The organism is Methylobacterium sp. W2, assembly GCF_020662345.1.
Classification (GTDB): domain Bacteria; phylum Pseudomonadota; class Alphaproteobacteria; order Rhizobiales; family Beijerinckiaceae; genus Methylobacterium.
Genome location: NZ_VMOA01000063.1, coordinates 1 through 14,557 on the forward strand (window position 1 = coordinate 1; position 14,557 = coordinate 14,557).

A 14,557-nucleotide genomic window follows, 5' to 3' on the forward strand; every position below is an offset into this window, starting at 1 on the left:
CCCCCGGCCCTTGACCGCCCTCCCTCGATCCGCCGCATGCGCATGGCGGAACGGCGCATCGTCCCGGTGGTTGTCGGCGTGGGGGCCCTCACATGCGCGCAGTGATCTTCGACATCGACGGGACGCTGCTCGACAGCGTGGACCTGCATGCCCAGGCCTGGGTCGATGCCTTCGCCCATTTCGGGGTTGAGGCGGATCCCGCCACGGTCCGGCGCCAGATCGGCAAGGGCGGCGATGAACTCATGCCGGTGTTCCTGCCTCCGGACCGCGTGGAGCGCGAGGGCAAGACCATCGAGGCTTACCGCTCCGACCTGTTCAAGCGCGACTACCTCGACCGGGTGCGGCCGTTCCCCGGGGTGCGCGCCCTGTTCGAGCGGATCAGGGCCGCAGACCAGCGGATCGCCCTGGGGTCTTCGGGCAAGAAGGACGAGGTCGAGCATTACCAGGAGATTCTGGGCATCGCCGATCTCGTCGACGTGGTGACCACCTCGGACGATGCGGAGCGCTCCAAGCCCCATCCCGACATCTTCGAGGCGGCCCTGAAGAAACTCGCCCCCCTCGAGGCAAGTTCGATCGTGGTCGTCGGCGATACGCCCTACGATGCCGAGGCCGCGAGCAAGGCCGGGCTGTCGACGATCGGCGTCCTGTGCGGCGGCGTTCCGGCGGCAGAGCTTTCGAGAGCCGGCTGCATCGCCCTCTACCGCGACCCGCAGGATCTCCTCGACGGTTTCGATCGCTCTCCCCTCATGGGCGCCTGACGCCTCTCTCTCGGGGCGAAACCCCACCGGTGCCGGGGGGCTCGCTTCGTCGCAGCCCGGAACAGGAACGGGCGGTCGTTCTTGTCCGCACGACAGCGCGCGTCGCCGGGATGCGAAGCAATCGGAGCCGAGAACGATGATGATTCGTCAAAGCCTTGCCGTCATGGTGGCTGCCCTCATCGCAGGCCCTGCTTATTCTCAGAGCAAGCCTCTGGCGCCGCCGGCAAGCGATGCGATGCCGCCGGTCGAACTGACGGTGACACTCGAGAACGGCAAGCCCGTCTGCGCACCGGCCGAGCTGAGGTTGCCCGCCGATACGAATGTGGAGCTCCATATCGTGAGCACGGCGAACGCCCCTGTGACCATCACCGCCGAGGGCCAGTTCGAGAACGCGAAGGTGCTGCACGCCGATGGCGATCTCGTCCACGTCATGAGTGAGAAGGGCTACACCGTGAAGCAGAACGGCAAGGGCGTGTTGCGGCTGCGGACGATGAAGCCGGGGGAGACGGCCTATGGCTGCACCAGCACCCGCAATGCCGACGCTCCCTTCGTCGGCAAGCTGATCCTCACCCCGCCCGCCGGCTGACCGGGCGACGGACCCGTTCCAGGCTTGCCCGAAGCCTGTGTGAGTGGCCTGTCCAAGCCTTTGCCTCATCCTGAGGTGCCGCGTAGCGGCTTCGAGGGAGCCTTCCAGGGATCTCTTTGGTGTTTGGAGCCCTCCTTCGAGGCCCTTTGCTCGAGCAAAGGGCACCTCAGGATGAGGTGGTCTGTTTGGATGATCTACTTTCGCTTGAGCAGCCGTTGTAAAAACCGGACCAAGCAGGCTTTAAGAGGCCTGCCTGCGGGACTGATTAGCGGCGGCCGTCAGCCCGACATATGGGCCGGCGTCACCCAAACTCGGCATAAGACCCAATGTTTGGCCTCGCGCCAGGGATCGGCCCGTCGGGGCGCTCGCGATCTGCCAAGTCTCTAAGCCATGTCTTAACCGGTCAGGCCGCAAAAGCTTCGTCTCGAGCGCTGTCGATACGAACCATCCCCCCCCTTGGCGATCGCGGCGCGGACAATCACGCTCGATTGTGAAGGCGCGAGACGATGGCCATACCGGGTTCAGCACAGACCGGCCGCAGCGACGGCAAGACCGCCCTGCTGCCTCAATTTCACGGTCGCGACGGAACATACCATTTCGCCGGGGATGACCAGATCGACCCGGTCCTGATCGGCGCGAAATGGACGATCGGCACGCTGACCTACAGCTTTCCGACAAGCGGGCGCTTCTACAAAGGCTCCGGTTACGAGAGTGAACCGAACCAGAGTGGCGATCCGGTCCACCACCTGCCCTTCAATCCGAAGCAGCAGGACGCCACGCGCTACAGCCTCGATCTCGTGGCCTCGTACACCAATCTGAATTTCCGAGAGATCACCGAGACCGCCACGACCCATGCCGCGCTGCGTTTCAGCCAGACCTCCTGGATTGACGAAGGATCGGCCCATGCCAATTTTCCGTCGAGCAATCTCCAGGCCGGCGATGTCTGGTTCGGAACCTATTCCCCCCAGCCCTTCTACAGCATCCCGGCGATCGGAAACTGGGGGCAGGCGACGAACATGCACGAGATCGGGCATGCGCTCGGCCTGAAGCATGGCCATCAGGATTATACCTATGCGCCCCTGAATGCCGAGCTCGGCCTCGTCGGCAGCCCGCCCCGCTACGGCACGGCGGCGCTTCCCGAGGATAAGGACGGGCAGGATTGGTCGCTGATGACCTACCGGTCCGACCCGACCAATCTCGGCGTGTCGTTCGAAGGCGAGGGGTTCAACCAGCCTCAGACCTACATGCAGGACGACATCGCGGCCCTGCAGTTCCTCTACGGCGCCAATTTCCAGACCGAGAGCGGCAACACGACCTATCGCTGGGACGCCAAGAGCGGCGAGCTGTCGATCGACGGCATCGGCCAGGGCGCTCCGACCTCCAACACGATCTCGATGACGCTCTGGGACGGCAACGGCCGGGACACCTACGATCTCTCCAATTACGCGACCGCCCTGGACGTGGACCTGCGCCCGGGGGCGTTCTCGACCTTCTCCACCGCCCAGCTCGTCAACCACCAGGCCTATAGCGGCGGCGACGCGATCGCGCTCGGCAACGTCGCCAACGCGCTGCTGTACCAGGGCGATCTCCGCTCCCTGATCGAGAACGCCATCGGCGGCCGGGGGCATGACCGGATCGTCGGCAACACGGCCGATAACCGCATCGATGGTGGTCTCTCCTCGGACAGGATGTTCGGCCTTGCCGGAAACGACACCTACTTCGTCGATGACGGGCGCGACATGGTGGTGGAGCGGGCCGGCCAGGGCACCGATTCTGTGCGCAGCAGCGTCTCCTACGCCCTCGGCGAGAATGTCGAGCACCTGATTCTCCTCGGCAAGGCCGCGACGAAGGCCGCCGGCAACGATCTGGCGAATGCCCTGCGCGGCAATGCCGGCGACAACGGGCTGAACGGCGGGGCCGGACACGACCGGCTCTACGGCAACGGTGGCGCGGACACGCTCCTCGGCGGCGTGGGCAACGATCGGCTCGAAGGCGGCGCCGGCAACGACACGCTCGGCGGCGGATGGGGCGACGACATTCTCATCGGCGGCAGGGGCAGCAACCTCCTGACCGGCGGGCGCGGCGACGATCTCCTCTTCCTCGACGCAGGCGCCGACCGATCCGTGTTCGAGAGGTATTCGGGACACGACACGCTGTTCGATTTCAGCGTCTCCAGCGGCGACCGGATCGACCTCTCCGGACAGAGCTATTCCGTCGGCCGGTCGTCCGACGGCTATGCCCTGCTCACCCTGTCGGGCGGGGGAACGGTCGAGCTCGACCATATCCGCGTCTCGCAGGTCGATGCGGGCTTCTTCGTCTGAGGCGGCCAAGACTTGAGGCCGGGCAGACTTGAGGTCTGGAAGAGTTCTGGCCAGGAATACTGACGCGGGTCCCCTCTCCTTTCAGGAGAGGGAGCCTGTCGCGCCTCATGTCGAACTCGTGTGGTTTGGGGTTGATCCCTTCGGATGCGGCCGAGACGTCAAGCCGGGAAGACTGACGCCAGTCCCCTTTCTTTCCTGCCCTCATCCCCACAAGGGGGAGAGGGACGCGCTCGACTCGTAAGAGCGGATGGCTGAATCCAGCAGCCTCCTAAGTAGAGAGCGCCGTCGAACCGGGCACAGCCGAGGCGAGCAACCGGATCCCGTTCGAGACCGCCTCACCCCGCCCCCGCCTCCACGACACTGACCACGCTGCGGCCGTTGCCGCGTTTCTCCACCCGGACCTGCACGGCGATGCGCTCGATCATCGCCGCCACATGGGTGATGACGCCGACCTTGCGGCCGCGGCCCTGGAGCGTCTCCAGGGCGTCCACCGCGAGGTCGAGGGTCTCGGCGTCGAGGGAGCCGAAGCCCTCGTCGATGAAGAGGGTGTCGACGAAGGAATCGCGGCCCTCCAGGCCCGACAAGGCGAGGGCCAGCGCCAGGGAGACGAGGAAGCGCTCGCCGCCCGAGAGGCTGCGGGTGGCGCGCACCTCCTCGCCCATGTCGCGGTCGACCACGTGGAGGGAGAGGTTCGCCGGGTCGCCGCGCACCAGCCGGTAGCGCGGGCTCAAGGCCAGCAGGTGCTCGTTGGCGAGCCGGACCAGGTGCTCCAGCGTCACCCCTTGCGCGAAGAGCCGGAACTTGACGCCGCTGGCCGAGCCCACGGCCTCGTTCACCGCCTCCCAGACGGCGTAATCGGCCCGCGCCCCGGCGATGGTCGCCTCCAATCCGGCCGCCCGCACCCGCGCCGCGTCGTCCCGGTCGAGATCGGCCGTGATGGCGCCGAGGCCCTGCTGATGGGCGGTGATCGTCTCGGCGAGGCCGGACGCCTGCGCCTGCGCGGCGGGAGCGTCGATCTCCGGCGCATCGAGCAGGAGGGCGAGGTCGGCCCGCCGCGTCGCGAGGCCGGTCTCCGCCTCGCGCGCCTCCAGGCTCCGCGCATCGACGGCTTGGCGCAAGGAGGCGCGGATCTCCGGGGGCAGGGCCAGGGCCTCCCGCACCGCCTCGACGCTGCGTGGGGCGCAGGCGGCGAGGTAAGCGGCATCGGCCTCCTCGCGCTGGCGCCGGGCCGCGTCGCGGGCGGCGGCCCCGTGCTCGGCCGCCGTCACCGCCGAGGCGAGGGCGGCCTGGGCGGCGGCGCGGGCCTCCTCCGCCTGTTTCAGCGCGTCGCGGGCGCGTTTGCGCGATGCGTTGATGCGGGTCCGGTGCGCGCCCGTCTCCTCGCCGCCCAGCAGAGGCGCCCGCTCCGCCCGCAGGCCGGCGAGCCGGTCGGCGCGGGCCAGCGCCTGGCGTCCGGCCGCGTCGGCGGCGGCACGGGTGAAGCCCAGGGCCTCGGCCGCGCCGGCCCGCCTCGAGGCGAGGGACTGGGCCTCGCGGTCGAGCTTTTCGCGATGCCGGTCGAGGGCACGGTGCGCGGCGGCGATCTCGGCCACGCGCTCGGCCGTGCCGGCCCCGTCCCGGTCGAGATCGGCCAGCGACAGGCCGGCGGCCGCGAGATACGGCGCGATCTCGCGGCCCAGAGACTCGACCCGCTCCGTATGGCCCGCAACGCGGACCGTCTCGCCGTTGGCGGTGAGTTCGGCGAGACGCAGGGCCTCGCGCTCGGCGGCACGGGCGAGTTCCGCCGCCTCGATCTCACCGGCTCCCGCCTCGATCCGCCCGGTGAGGGCATCGATCTCGCCGCGCAGGGTGCCGGCCCGCTCCAAAGCGGTGAGCAGCGGGGCGCGGGCGCGCTTCAGGGCGTCGACGAGGGCTAGGAGCGCGGGGGCCGCCTCGGCAGCGAGCCGTTCCGGGATGGGTCCGTCCACCGCCGCTTCGCCCCGCGTGGCGAGGAGATGCGGGTGGAGATCGGCATAGGCGGTCGCCGCCCGACCCTGCGTCTCGCGCGCCGCCGCCGCCACCTGTTCGGCGTTGCGCAGCCTCGCCCCGGCGGCGGCGCGGGCCGAGGCGGCTTCCGCCAGGGCTTCGCGGGCGGCGGCGATGGCCGCGTCCTGCTCCGCGCGCTGGGCTTTCAGGGCCTCGGCCACCCGCCCCAGCCCGTCCTGGTCTCGGGCATGCGGATGATCGGTGGCGCCGCAGACCGGGCAGGGCTGGTCCTCCACGAGCAGGCTGCGCAGATGCGCCGCCTGCTGCGAGACGGCCTCCTCGGCAAGCTCCGCCAGGGGGGCGACGGCCTGCCGCCGCTCCACGGCGCGGGCCTGCCGGGCGGCGGCCTCCTCCCCGGAGAGCCGCGCGGCCTCCTCGGCGCGGCGGGCGGCCTCCGCCTCCGTCGAGGCCCGCTCGACGGCGAGGGACGCCTCCCCGTGGCCGCGCGCCAGGGGCAGCGCCTCGCGCAGATGCTCGGCGAGGCGGTCGATCGTGCCCAGGCGCGCCCGCGCCGCGCCTTCGCCGATCTGGTCCAGGGCGGCGGCGAGGCCGGTCCGGTGCTCGGCCGCCTCCGTCCGCGCGGCCTTCGCCTGCGCGATCGCCCGGTCCCCCGTGGCGATCGCGGCCGCGCGGCGGGCGGCCTCGTCCGTGGCCGTGCGGAGATGGGCCTTGGCCTCGGCCAGTTCCGCGCTCAGGGTCGCGCGCTTGGCAAAGAGCTGTTCGGCCTCCTCCGCCCGGCCGGCGAGGAAGGCGCCGCCCGTATCGGCCGCGAACCGGGCGGCGACCTCGGCCCGCGCGGTCTCCGCCGCCGCGAGGCCGGCATCGAGCGCCTCCAGGGCCGTCCGCGCGTCCAGCGCCGTCGCCTCGGCGGCGGTCGCCGCCTCGGCGGCATGGGCGGATTCGGTGGCCGCCTCGGCGATCCGGGTGTCGAGCTCGGCCGCCCGATTCCAGACAGGCCCGAACGCCTTGAACCCGATCTCCGAGGCCTCGTCCGCTCTGGCGGCGTCGTCATGGGCCTCCCGCGCGGCGGCGGCCCGCGCCTCGGCCTCGCCGCGCGCCGCGAGGGCCAGCACCAGGGCCGCCTCGGCGGCGGTAAGATCCCGCTCCGCCCGCGCCGCATTCCGCGCCGGTTCGCGCAGGGGCTCAATGGCGTCGAGTTCGGAGAGGCGAAGGCTGTCGGGCCGATGGGTCTCGAGGGCTTGCCGCGCGACAGTGAGGCGGCTCTCGGCCGCCGAGACCAGGCCCCGTGTGTCGGCGATGCGGCGCGCATGGGCCAGCGCCGCGTTCAGTTCCGCCAGTTGGCCGGAGAGCTCCGCCACCTCGGCCTGGAGCCGCGCCCGCTCGGCGTGTTTATCCCCCCGCGCCGCCTCGTCGAGGAGGCCGACGGCGTCGCGATGCGCCTCCAGCTCCTTCACCGCGGCGCGCTGCGCCTCGGCCCCGGCATGGATCCGCTTCGAGATCTCGGAATAGATCGCCGTGCCGGTGATCTTCTCCAGCAACTCCGCGCGCTCGCCCTCGGCGGCGAGGAGGAAGGCGTCGAACTCCCCCTGCGCCAGCAGGACGGTGCGGCGGAACTGGTCGAAGGTGAGGTCGGTGAGGTCGCAGATCGCCGCGTCGACGAGGCCGGCCTTGCTGTCGCCGACGGAACCCCCGTCCGCGAGCCGGGTGAGGGAGCGGGTCTTGTTCTGGAGGCGGCCGTTGGCCTTGCCCCGCGCCCGGTAGACCGACCAGCGCGCGCAATAGCCCTGTCCGTCTCGGCCGATGAAATCGACCTCGGCGAAGCCCTCCGTCGCCCCCCGCCGCAGGATCGCCCGCTCGTCGCCGATGGTGATGGGATCGCCGCCGGGATCGGGCGCCCGCTCGCGCCCGCTGGTCGCCACGCGCGGATAGCGCCCGTAGAGGGCGAGGCAGAGGGCGTCGAGGATGGTGGACTTGCCCGCCCCCGTCTCGCCGGTGATGGCGAAGATGCCGGTGGCGCCGATGGGGCCGCCGGCGAGATCGACGGAGAAGGGGGCCGCGAGGCTCGCGAGGTTCTCGCCGCGGATCGCCAGGATGCGCAAGGGTCGTGGCCTCGTCTCGAAGAAATCAGGGGGATGCGGGGACGTGTGTCATAGCCCAGGATGAGGTGCGGACGAGGGCGATGCAGCCGCCGCGCAACGATGTCCACACGCGGCAGGATGGCGGCAGGGCTTCGAACCCGGGTGAATGGGATGGGGCATGACAGTGACCAGGCCACGTCGTCATTCCGGGTCCGCATCGCGGAGCCCGGAATCCAGAGCCGCTCCGTGGGCTTGATAGGGCACCGCCCGGCGCATCTGGATTGCACGCCTCTGACGCGGCCCTCCGGGGCCGGGCTCGCCTTCGGCGCCCCGGAATGACGGCGCGGGTGTCACAATCGGTGTGAACGGTCCCGCAGATCGGATGGCATCAACCCGCATTCGGAGCTCTTGGGATGGCGGGCGCCCATCGTCGCTCATCTTGAATTTGGCGCCCCTGAGAACGCTGGAAGGAAACGACCGGTCTCTTCGTAGGAGATAAAGAGATCGAAGAGTGCGGCGTCTGCTTCGTGGCGCGCTTGGAAGCTCTTCGGCGCCTGTCATGAGGCCACATCTCACGACCTTATCGCTGACTATCCGTCCGCAATTCACCCAACCCAGCCGTAGAACGGACAGGCAGGGGCCGACCCCTCTCGGACCCTGGGAAGGACTGCTTCCCGGCAGCCCTGGTGGACGAAGACCTACGACCGGGACGGGTGGGGAGCGGTTGTTCAGCTTGCAAGCTTCGAAGGTCCGCTCCACCGCCGTAAGCAGACCTCTTTCAACCGTCCGCCAGAGCAGCCGTCCGAGCGCTACCTTAGCCTATCGCTGCGAGGCTCAGAATGCGTAGCGACGCATCCCGCCATCGACGGTCAGCACGATCCCGGTGATGTAGCGGGCGCGCGGCGACACGATGAAGGTGACAGCGTTTCCCACGTCCTCGGGCTCACCGAAATCGCGCATCGCAATCTCACGCTCCGCGAACTTGCGGCGCTCGTCGCCAGGGTAGAGACGGCGGATCTGAGCGGTATCGATCAAGCCCGGCTGGATGCAGTTGACGGTGATGCCGTGCTGGCCAAGCTGCTCCGACAAGCCCTTGGACCACACTACCAGCCCGGCCTTAGCGACCATCGCCGCGTTGACCACCTCGGGCTCTAGGTTGCCGGAGATGCTGACGATGGACCCGGCTTTCCGAGCGAGGAAGTTCGGCAGCAGGGCCTGGGTAAGTTGACGATGCCGGTCGAAATTGAGGGTCATGCCCTCGATCCACTGCTCCTCCGGTGCATCGATGGCCATCGGCCGGCTGCCGCCTGCGTTGTTCACGAGGATGTCGAGGGGACCGAGGGCTGACAGCGCAGCTTCGGCGATCCGCTTCGGGCCGTCCTCGGCCATGAAGTCCTGTTCGAATACGGTCGGGACGACCCCGCCGTCCCGACCGATCTCGGTCGCGAGGCTGGCGAGGAGTTCGGGATTGCGGGCGGTGGCGAACACCCTGACGCCCTCCGCAGCGAGCGCCTTGACGATGGCGCGCCCGAGCCCCTGGCTCGCCCCCGTCACCAGTGCGGTCTTGCCGTTCAGTTGAAGGTCCATGTCAATTCTCCGTTCGTTTGGAACGAAGGTAGGGACGAAGCGCTGTTCCGATAACGTGCTAGTTTCTGCGTGCGATGGTGAGCGAAACAGAACAATGCGCGGGAGCGAACTGGGTGAGTTGTCGACGTTCCTTGCGGTGGCTCGGCATCGCAGCTTCCGAAAGGCCGCGACGGAGCGGGGCGTGGCGGCATCGGCCATCAGTCACGCGATCCGCAACCTGGAGGAGCGCATTGGCGTCCGTCTGATCCAGCGGACGACACGCAGCGTGACTCTGACCGATGCAGGCGAGCGCTACCTCGCCGACCTCACCCCGGCCTTCGAGCAGATCACGAAGGCGCAGGACGGCCTGAACGCTTTCCGTGCGACACCGTTTGGGACGGTTCGGATCAACGTGCCGACCTCGATAGCGCCCTTCGTGTTCCGGGACGTTCTGGGCCGGCTGGTCGAAGAGAGCCCTGGGCTCAGGCTCGACATCATGGCGACCGACCGGCTCATCGACATCGTCGAGGAAGGGTTCGACGCTGGCATCCGCTTCGGTGAGGTGTTGTCCCGGGACATGGTGGCCGTCCGAATCAAGCCGGTGCAGCGCCTGATCGTGGTTGGGTCGCCGGACTACTTCCGCTCACGACCCCCGCCGCAGCATCCCCGTGACCTCGGGCAACACGTTGGCATCCGCTACCGCTATCCGAGCGGCGCGATGTTCGACTGGCGGTTTGAGCGCAACGGAGAGGTCCTGACCGTCGTGGTTGATGGCCCGGTGACACTCGATGACCAGGATCTAATGATCGAGGCGGCCTTGCAGGGGTGCGGGCTGGCCTACGTCTGGGAGGACCGCGCACGCCTGCATCTCGAAGCCGGCACGTTGTACCGCTGCCTGGAAGCCTGGTGCCCAATTAAGGACGACCTGTTCCTCTACTACCCGAGCCGGCGGCACGTATCTGGAGGGCTAAGGGTCCTGATCGACGAGCTTAAAAGCCAAGGTCCGCTCCGCGTTCGTGAGCCGCCACTCGTTAACGATCAGCCGAATGACCGCTGAGGGTCGGAGGCGGAACGTCCGCTTTCCGCCGAGCGGCCAACGTCTGGTTGCCACCGAGGCTGTGTGAAAACGCGTCTCGGGCTATGCAAGTAGAGGGATTTCCTCCTGAAACTCTCGAAAGTCGCTGTCGCGGCCATCCGAGCTGATGTTTCCCAGTCTTCCATGGAAGATTGCGCTCCGGCGTGGCGAAGTTCCGACGTTTTTACGCAGCCTGCACCCGTCTCGAACGTTTAGGGATGGGGAGCAAGCGCCGGATTTCCCCCACTCGGAATTGGAACAGAAGCGTGGGGGCGATCTGTCAGGACGACATTTCAAACGGAGATACCAACCGGGCAGCGCCGCGACTTTGACACCGGCCACCGGCCCGTGTCATCGGGCCGCGATGACGATGCGAGACCTTCCCCCCGGTGGAGGCCCCCTCGGCGCGGGCTCTTGCGGGGAACGGCGGGTCGACCTTGGCCGTTGGCAGGGTCGTCGATCCTGTGCGGGCGCGCGCTCCGACCCCGCGTCGCGCCGTCCCGGATTGACCCTCGCGACGGAGAGGGAGTGGCAGTGAGTGTCCTCGTTGATGGGGGCGAGTGCGGCGCACTGATCGAGGCCATCGATTGGTCCGCGACGCCCCTCGGACCCTTCGCATCCTGGCCCGCGTCCCTCCGCACGCTGACGGGGATGATGGTCGCCGCGCGCCAGCCCATGTTCGTCACCTGGGGGCCGGGGCGGATCGTCCTCTACAACGATGCCTATGCCCGGCTCATGGGCGCCAGGCATCCGGCCGCCATGGGGCGGCCCATCGCCGAGGTCTGGTCCGACATCTGGAGCGATCTCGCCCCCATCGTCGCCGATGCCTATGCGGGCCTCTCCATCCAGATGGACGACGTCGCCTTCGTCATGGAGCGCAACGGCTTTCCCGAGGAGACGCATTTCGCCTTCTCCTACACGCCGGTGCGGGAGGAGGACGGCACCGTCGCCGGCTTCTTCTGCGCCTGCACCGAGACCACCGGCCGGGTCAGCGCCGAGAGCCGGCTGCGCCAGAGCGAGGCCGAGGTCCGCGGCGTCCTCGACGGGATGGGCGAGGGCTTCCTGCTGCTGGACCGCGACTTCCGGGTCCGCCGCATCAACGCGGAGGGCCTGCGCCTCGACGGGCGCCCGCCCGAGGCGATCCTCGGCCGCCATCTCCTCGAGGCGTGGCCGGATGCCGAGCAGATGCCGACCTGGCCGCTCTACCGCCGCGCCATGGCGGAACGGGCCTCGGCCGAACTCACCTACCGCCACAGCTCGACGCAGCGGGACATCTGGATCGAGGTCAGGGTCTATCCCTCGGGCAGCGGCCTCTCGGTGTTCTACCGGGACGTCAGCGGGCGCCGGGCGGCGGAGGAGGCCCTGCGCGAGCGCGAGGAGCGCCTGCGCCTCGTGATGGAGGGCGCCCGCGACCACGCCGTCCTCCTCATGAACCCGCAGGGGATCATCACGAGCTGGTCGGCGGGCGCCGCCGAGGTGCTGGGCTGGACGGCCGCCGACGCCCTGGGCCGTGACGGAGCGATGATCTTCACGGCCGAGGACCGGGCGGCCGGCATCGATGCGGCGGAACTCGCCGAGGCGGTGAACCATGGCCGCGCCGATTCGGAGCGCTGGCACCGGCGCGCGGACGGGACGCCGGTGTTCCTCGCCGGCTCCCTCCACCGCCTGCCGCCGGACCTGCAGGGCCGTTCGCCCGGCTTCCTCCGGATCGCGCGGGACGAGACCCAGCGCAAGGCGCAGGCCGAGGCGCTGACGGAGAGCGAGGCGCGTTTCCGCAACATGGCCGACCACGCCCCGGTGATGATGTGGGTGACGATCCCCGACGGGTCCTGCATCTACCTCAACCGGCGCTGGTACGAGTTCACCGGGCAGACCGAGGCGGAGGCCCTCGGCCTCGGCTGGACCAAGGCGACCCATCCCGACGACGAGGGGCTGGCGGCGGACACGTTCCTGTCCGCCAATGCCGCGCAGGAGCCGTTCCGGGTCGAGTACCGCCTGCGCCGGGCCGACGGCAGCTATCGTTGGGCCATCGACGCGGCGACCCCGCGCTTCGGCACCGATGGCGAGTTCCTGGGCTATGTCGGTTCGGTCATCGACATCGACGAGCGCCGGGAGGCGGAGGAGCGCCTGCGCCAGAGCGAGGGGCGCTTCCAGGCGATCGCCGATTCCATCGACCAGATGGTGTGGTCGACCCTGCCGGACGGGCACCACGATTACTTCAACCAGCGCTGGTACGACTATACCGGGGTGCCGGCGGGCACCACCGACGGGGCGGGCTGGAACGGCATCTTCCATCCCGACGACCAGGACAGGGCCTGGAGCGTCTGGCACCACAGCCTCGCCACCGGCGAGCCCTACCATATCGAGTATCGCCTGCGGCACCGCTCCGGACAGTACCGCTGGGTGCTGGGGCGGGCGCAGCCGGTGCGCGACGCGGACGGGCGGATCGTGCGCTGGTTCGGCACCTGCACCGAGATCCAGGAGATCGTGGAAGCCCGCGACGTGCTGGCCCGCTCGCGGGCCGAGCTCGAGCGCCAGATCGCCGAGCGCACCCAGGAGCGCGTCCGGATCTGGACGCTGATCCCCGACCTCCTGATGTCGGGCACCCTGGACGGCCGCTTCCTGAGCGTGAACCCGGCCTGGAGCGAAGTGCTCGGCTATGACGAGGCGACCCTGCTGGCGACGCCGTTCTGGCAGATCATCCACCCCGATTTCCTCGATCTCAGCGCCGGCGTCGTCGAGGCGATGCGCCAGGGCCGCACCATGCGGCACCAGAACCAGGTCCGCACGGCGGACGGCGCGTATCGCTGGTTCGACTGGGTCAGCGCCCCGGTCGGCGAGGTGTTCTACGCGGTGGCCCGCGACATCACCGACGAGAAGGCCCGCGAGGCGGCCCTCGCCCAGGCCCAGGACGCCCTGCGCCAGTCGCAGAAGATGGAGGCGGTGGGCCAGCTCACCGGCGGCATCGCCCACGATTTCAACAACCTGCTCACGGGCATCTCGGGCAGCCTCGAATTGCTGCAGACCCGGATGGCGCAGGGGCGCCTGACCGAGCTCGACCGCTACATCAACGCGGCGCAGGGGGCCTCGCGCCGGGCGGCGGCCCTGACCCACCGGCTGCTCGCCTTCTCCCGGCGCCAGACCCTGGACCCGAAACCGACGAACGTGAACGCCCTGGTCTCGGGGATGGAGGATCTGATCCGCCGCACGGTCGGGCCGGCGGTGACGATTGAGGTGGTCGGCTCCGCCGGTCTGTGGCCGGCTTTGGTCGACCCGAACCAGCTCGAGAACGCGTTGCTGAACCTCTGCATCAACGCCCGCGACGCCATGCCGGATGGCGGCCGCCTCACGATCGAGACCGCCAACAAGTGGCTCGACGGGCATGCCGCCCGCGCGCGCAACCTCGAACCCGGCCAGTACCTCTCCCTCTGCGTCAGCGACAACGGCACCGGCATGACGCCGGAGGTGATCGCCCGCGCCTTCGACCCGTTCTTCACGACGAAGCCCCTCGGCGAGGGCACCGGCCTCGGCCTGTCGATGATCTACGGCTTCGTGCGGCAATCGGGCGGCGAGGTGCGGATCTATTCCGAGCTCGGCGAGGGCACCACCATGTGCCTCTACCTGCCGCGCCATTACGGCGAGGCCTCCGAGGTGGACGAGACCGGCGCGTTCGCCCCGGCCCCGCGCGCGCAGCGGGGCGAGACCGTGCTCATCGTCGACGACGAGCCCACCGTGCGCATGCTCGTCACCGAAGTGCTCGAAGAGCTCGGCTACACCGCCATCGAGGCGGCGGACGGCGCGTCCGGCCTCAAGGTGCTGCAATCCGATGTGCGCATCGACCTCCTGGTCACCGATGTCGGCCTGCCCGGCGGCATGAACGGCCGCCAGATGGCCGACGCGGCGCGGGTGGCCCGGCCCGACCTCAAGATCCTGTTCATCACCGGCTATGCCGAGAACGCCGTGGTCGGCAACGGCCATCTCGAACCCGGCATGCAGGTGCTGACCAAGCCCTTCGTGATGGAGGTGCTGGCCAGCCGGATCAAGGACATGATCGCTTCCGGCCAGGGCTGATTCCGGTCGGAGCCCCCCTTTCGGTGCGCCCCGGCACGAGAGGGGGAGCGCGCTTCACCCGCCCGAGGGAGGCCGGGTTTTGACCGGGGATCCTTTTATTCAGTTCGCGTCAGACA

At 69.3% G+C, this 14,557-nt stretch carries 7 protein-coding genes; 5 read left to right on the forward strand and 2 right to left on the reverse strand.

Going from position 1 to position 14,557, the window contains the following annotated elements; genetic code table 11:
• Positions 1-92 precede the first annotated feature (92 nt).
• The 3 genes from FPV16_RS24035 (at position 93) to FPV16_RS24045 (ending at position 3,665) form a co-directional block, all read left to right on the forward strand.
• The gene (locus FPV16_RS24035) at positions 93-758 is read left to right on the forward strand and encodes an HAD family hydrolase (RefSeq protein ID WP_227441052.1); all 666 of its coding nucleotides are present in this window, start codon (positions 93-95) and stop codon (positions 756-758) included.
• Between the two features lie 136 nt (positions 759-894).
• Positions 895-1,344, forward strand: coding sequence for a cupredoxin domain-containing protein (locus FPV16_RS24040; protein WP_227441053.1), 450 nt, complete (start codon positions 895-897; stop codon positions 1,342-1,344).
• A 506-nt stretch (positions 1,345-1,850) separates the two neighbouring features.
• Positions 1,851-3,665, forward strand: a complete 1,815-nt coding sequence (locus tag FPV16_RS24045) for a M10 family metallopeptidase (protein WP_227441054.1) — start codon at positions 1,851-1,853, stop codon at positions 3,663-3,665.
• A gap of 335 nt (positions 3,666-4,000) precedes the next feature.
• On the opposite strand, the gene FPV16_RS24050 is transcribed toward FPV16_RS24045, so the two are convergent.
• Positions 4,001-7,750 (reverse strand): AAA family ATPase, encoded by a 3,750-nt coding sequence (locus FPV16_RS24050; protein WP_227441055.1) that lies wholly within the window; start codon positions 7,748-7,750, stop codon positions 4,001-4,003.
• A gap of 813 nt (positions 7,751-8,563) precedes the next feature.
• Positions 8,564-9,316, reverse strand: coding sequence for an SDR family NAD(P)-dependent oxidoreductase (locus FPV16_RS24055; protein ID WP_227441056.1), 753 nt, complete (start codon positions 9,314-9,316; stop codon positions 8,564-8,566).
• 94 nt (positions 9,317-9,410) lie between these two features.
• Here FPV16_RS24055 and FPV16_RS24060 point away from each other — a divergent pair, with 94 nt between their 5' ends.
• Together FPV16_RS24060 and FPV16_RS24065 are read left to right on the forward strand one after the other, a co-directional pair.
• Complete coding sequence (locus FPV16_RS24060) at positions 9,411-10,352, forward strand: LysR family transcriptional regulator (RefSeq protein ID WP_227441057.1); 942 nt, start codon at positions 9,411-9,413, stop codon at positions 10,350-10,352.
• A gap of 552 nt (positions 10,353-10,904) precedes the next feature.
• Positions 10,905-14,441 carry a PAS domain S-box protein gene (locus FPV16_RS24065; protein ID WP_227441058.1) on the forward strand — a complete coding sequence of 1,179 codons (3,537 nt, stop codon included), beginning with the start codon at positions 10,905-10,907 and terminating at the stop codon, positions 14,439-14,441.
• Positions 14,442-14,557: the final 116 nt, after the last annotated feature.

Bases quoted from the DNA above. Each gene is read 5' to 3' on its own strand.
- FPV16_RS24045 (WP_227441054.1), top strand. From the start codon at position 1,851: ATGGCCATACCGGGTTCAGCACAGACCGGCCGCAGCGACGGCAAGACC.
- FPV16_RS24035 (WP_227441052.1), top strand. From the start codon at position 93: ATGCGCGCAGTGATCTTCGACATCGACGGGACGCTGCTCGACAGCGTG.
- FPV16_RS24060 (WP_227441057.1), top strand. From the start codon at position 9,411: ATGCGCGGGAGCGAACTGGGTGAGTTGTCGACGTTCCTTGCGGTGGCT.
- FPV16_RS24055 (WP_227441056.1), bottom strand. From the start codon at position 9,316: ATGGACCTTCAACTGAACGGCAAGACCGCACTGGTGACGGGGGCGAGC.
- FPV16_RS24040 (WP_227441053.1), top strand. From the start codon at position 895: ATGATGATTCGTCAAAGCCTTGCCGTCATGGTGGCTGCCCTCATCGCA.